Raw genomic sequence first — 3,394 nt, forward strand, 5'->3', positions numbered from 1 at the left:
GTGCCGGGCCGGACGGAGGCACCGCCGTACCTCTTCGAGTCGTGAGGTGTACCCGTGTCACTGCTCTCCCGCGTCACGTCGCCGGCCGAGCTCCGCAAGCTCCCGGCGGCCGAACTGCCGTTGCTCGCCGAGGAGATCCGCGAGTTCCTGATCGATGCCGTGACCCGCACCGGCGGCCACCTCGGGCCCAACCTCGGCGTGGTGGAACTGACCATCGCGCTGCACCGGGTCTTCGATTCGCCGTACGACCGGATCGTCTTCGACACCGGCCACCAGAGCTACGTCCACAAACTGCTCACCGGCCGCCAGGACTTCACCCGGCTGCGGATGCGCGGCGGGCTCTCCGGATACCCCTCGCGGGGCGAGTCCGCGCACGACCTGGTCGAGAACTCGCACGCCTCCACCGCGCTCTCCTACGCCGACGGCCTGGCCAAGGCCGCCCGACTGCTCGGCCAGCACGACCGGCACACCGTCGCGGTGATCGGCGACGGCGCGCTCACCGGCGGGCTCGCCTGGGAGGCGCTCAACAACATCGCCGAGGCGCGCGACCGGCCGCTGGTCATCGTCGTCAACGACAACGAGCGCTCCTACGCCCGGACCATCGGGGGCCTCGCCAACCACCTGGCCACCCTGCGCACCACCCAGGGCTACGAGCGCTTCCTCGCCCTCGGCAAGGAGGCCCTGCAGCGCACCCCGCTGGTCGGTCAGCCGATCTTCGACGCGCTGCACGGCGCGAAGAAGGGGTTCAAGGACGCCTTCGCCCCGCAGGGCATGTTCGAGGACCTCGGCCTCAAGTACCTCGGGCCGATCGACGGCCACGACCTCGGCCAGGTCGAACAGGCGCTGCGCCAGGCCCGCAACTTCGGCGGGCCGGTCATCGTGCACTGCCTGACCGTCAAGGGGCGCGGCTACCGGCCGGCCGAGCAGGACGAGGCCGACCGCTTCCACGCCGTCAACCCGATCGACCCGTACACCTGCCTGCCGGTCTCGCCCAGCGGAGGGGTCTCCTGGACCTCGGTGTTCGGGGACGAGCTGGTCACCCTGGGCGCCGAGCGGCCGGACCTGGTGGCCATCACCGCGGCCATGCTCCAGCCGGTGGGCCTGGCTTCGTTCGCCAAGGCCTACCCGGCCCGCACCTTCGACGTCGGGATCGCCGAGCAGCACGCCGTCACCAGCGCGGCCGGGCTGGCCACCGGCGGGCTGCACCCGGTGGTCGCGGTGTACGCCACCTTCCTCAACCGGGCCTTCGACCAGGTGCTGATGGACGTCGCCCTGCACAGGCTGGGCGTCACCTTCGTGCTCGACCGCTCCGGGGTGACCGGGCCCGACGGCGCCTCGCACAACGGCATGTGGGACATGTCGATCCTCCAGGTCGTCCCCGGCCTGCGGCTCGCCGCGCCGCGCGACGCCGAGCAGTTGCGGGCCCAGCTGCGCGAGGCCGTCGAGGTCCGGGACGCGCCGACCGTCGTGCGCTTCCCCAAGGGGAACGTCGGACCCGCGGTCCCGGCCGTCGAGCGGATCGGCGGGGTCGACGTGCTGCTGCGCACCGGACGGGCGCCGGAGATCCTGCTGGTCGCGGTCGGCGCCACCGCCTCCGCCTGCCTGGACGCGGCCCGTCTGCTGCTCGCCGAGGGCTTCACCGCGACCGTGGTCGACCCGCGCTGGGTCAAGCCGGTCGACCCGGCGCTGACCGAACTGGCCGCCGCCCACCGGCTGGTGGTGACCGTCGAGGACAACGGCCGGACCGGCGGCGTCGGTTCGGCCGTCGGCCAGGCACTGCGCGACGCCGACGTGGACGTACCGGTGCGGGTGCTCGGCCTGCCCCAGGAGTTCCTCGGCCACGCCTCGCGCGGGGAGATCCTGGAGGAGGCCGGACTGACCGGAACCGGGGTCGCCGCCCAGACCGCCGTCTTCGCCAAGAACCTGCTACCGACCCGAGGAGCGAACCCGCGCCATGCCGGCTGATCCAGACCGCCCCGCCTTCGACCTCGCCGCGCTGCTCGCCGAACGCGGCGGCGAGAGCTACGAGTTGCACAGCCGCTACCTCAACCCGCAGCTGCCGCGGATGCTGCACACCCTCGGCTTCGACAAGTACTACGACCGCGCCCAGGGCCAGTACTTCTACGACACCGAGGGCAACGAGTACCTCGACATGCTGGCCGGCTTCGGCATCTTCGCGCTCGGCCGCCACCACCCGGCGGTGCGCTCGGCGGTCCGGCAGGTGGTGGACCTCGACCTGCCGGACCTGCTCCGCTTCGACTGCTCACCGCTGCCCGGACTGCTGGCCGAGCGGCTGCTCGCCCAAGCGCCCGGACTGGACCGGGTGTTCTTCGGCAACAGCGGCACCGAGGCGGTGGAGACGGCACTCAAGTTCGCCCGGTACGCCACCGGCCGCAAGCGGATCCTCTACGCCGACCACGCCTTCCACGGCCTGACCGCCGGCTCGCTCTCGGTCAACGGCGAGAGCGGATTCCGCAAGGGCTTCGACCCGCTGCTGCCGGACACCGCCATCCCGCTCGGCGATCTCGGCGCGCTGGCCCGGGAGTTGAAGCGCGGCGACGTCGCCGCGCTGATCGTCGAACCGATCCAGGGCAAGGGCGTCCACACGCCGCCGCCCGGCTGGCTGCGAGCCGCCCAGACGGTGCTGCACGAACACAAGGCACTGCTGATCTGCGACGAGGTGCAGACCGGCATCGGCCGCACCGGTGAGTTCTTCGCCTACCAGCACGAGGAGGGCGTGCTGCCCGACCTGGTCTGCGCGGCCAAGGCGCTGTCCGGCGGCTACGTGCCGATCGGGGCGACGCTCGGCAAGGGCTGGATCTTCGAGAAGGTGTACTCCTCGATGGACCGGGTGCTGGTGCACTCGGCCAGCTTCGGGTCCAACGCCCAGGCGATGGCGGCCGGGTTGGCGACCCTGGAGGTGCTGCGCGAGGAACAGGTCGTGGACAACGCCCGCAAGGTGGGCGACCACTTCCGCGAGCGGTTGTCCGCACTGGTCGACCGGTACGAGCTGCTCGCCGAGGTGCGCGGGCGCGGGCTGATGATCGGGATCGAGTTCGGCCGCCCCAGGTCGTTCAAGCTGCGCACCGGTTGGGCCGCGCTCCAGGCGGCGCGCAAGGGCCTGTTCGCGCAGATGGTCGTGGTGCCGCTGCTGCAACGGCACCGCATTCTGACCCAGGTGTCCGGGGACCATCTGGAAGTGATCAAGCTGATTCCACCGCTGATCATCACCGAGCGGGACGTGGACAGGTTCGTGGACGCCTTCACCGACATCATGGACGAGGCCCACCGGGGGAGCGGTCTGATGTGGGACTTCGGGCGGACGCTGGTCAAACAGGCGGTCGGCAGCCGCTGAGGCGAGGACCGGCGCAGTGGGGAGCGCGGAGTGGGACGT

The 3,394-nt window shown here is 71.6% G+C and carries 2 protein-coding genes; both read left to right on the plus strand.

Annotated features, from left to right (window positions below; genetic code table 11):
* Positions 1–54: 54 nt before the first annotated feature.
* Positions 55–1,965 carry a 1-deoxy-D-xylulose-5-phosphate synthase gene (gene dxs, locus ACFRMQ_RS39405; RefSeq protein WP_380735712.1) on the plus strand — a complete coding sequence of 637 codons (1,911 nt, stop codon included), beginning with the start codon at positions 55–57 and terminating at the stop codon, positions 1,963–1,965.
* Positions 1,955–3,355 (plus strand): aspartate aminotransferase family protein, encoded by a 1,401-nt coding sequence (locus tag ACFRMQ_RS39410; RefSeq protein ID WP_380735713.1) that lies wholly within the window; start codon positions 1,955–1,957, stop codon positions 3,353–3,355. Before dxs ends, ACFRMQ_RS39410 begins: the two co-directional genes overlap by 11 nt.
* The last annotated feature ends 39 nt before the right edge of the window (positions 3,356–3,394 follow it).

The organism is Kitasatospora sp. NPDC056783 (genome assembly GCF_042789895.1).
Classification (GTDB): Bacteria; Actinomycetota; Actinomycetes; order Streptomycetales; family Streptomycetaceae; genus Kitasatospora.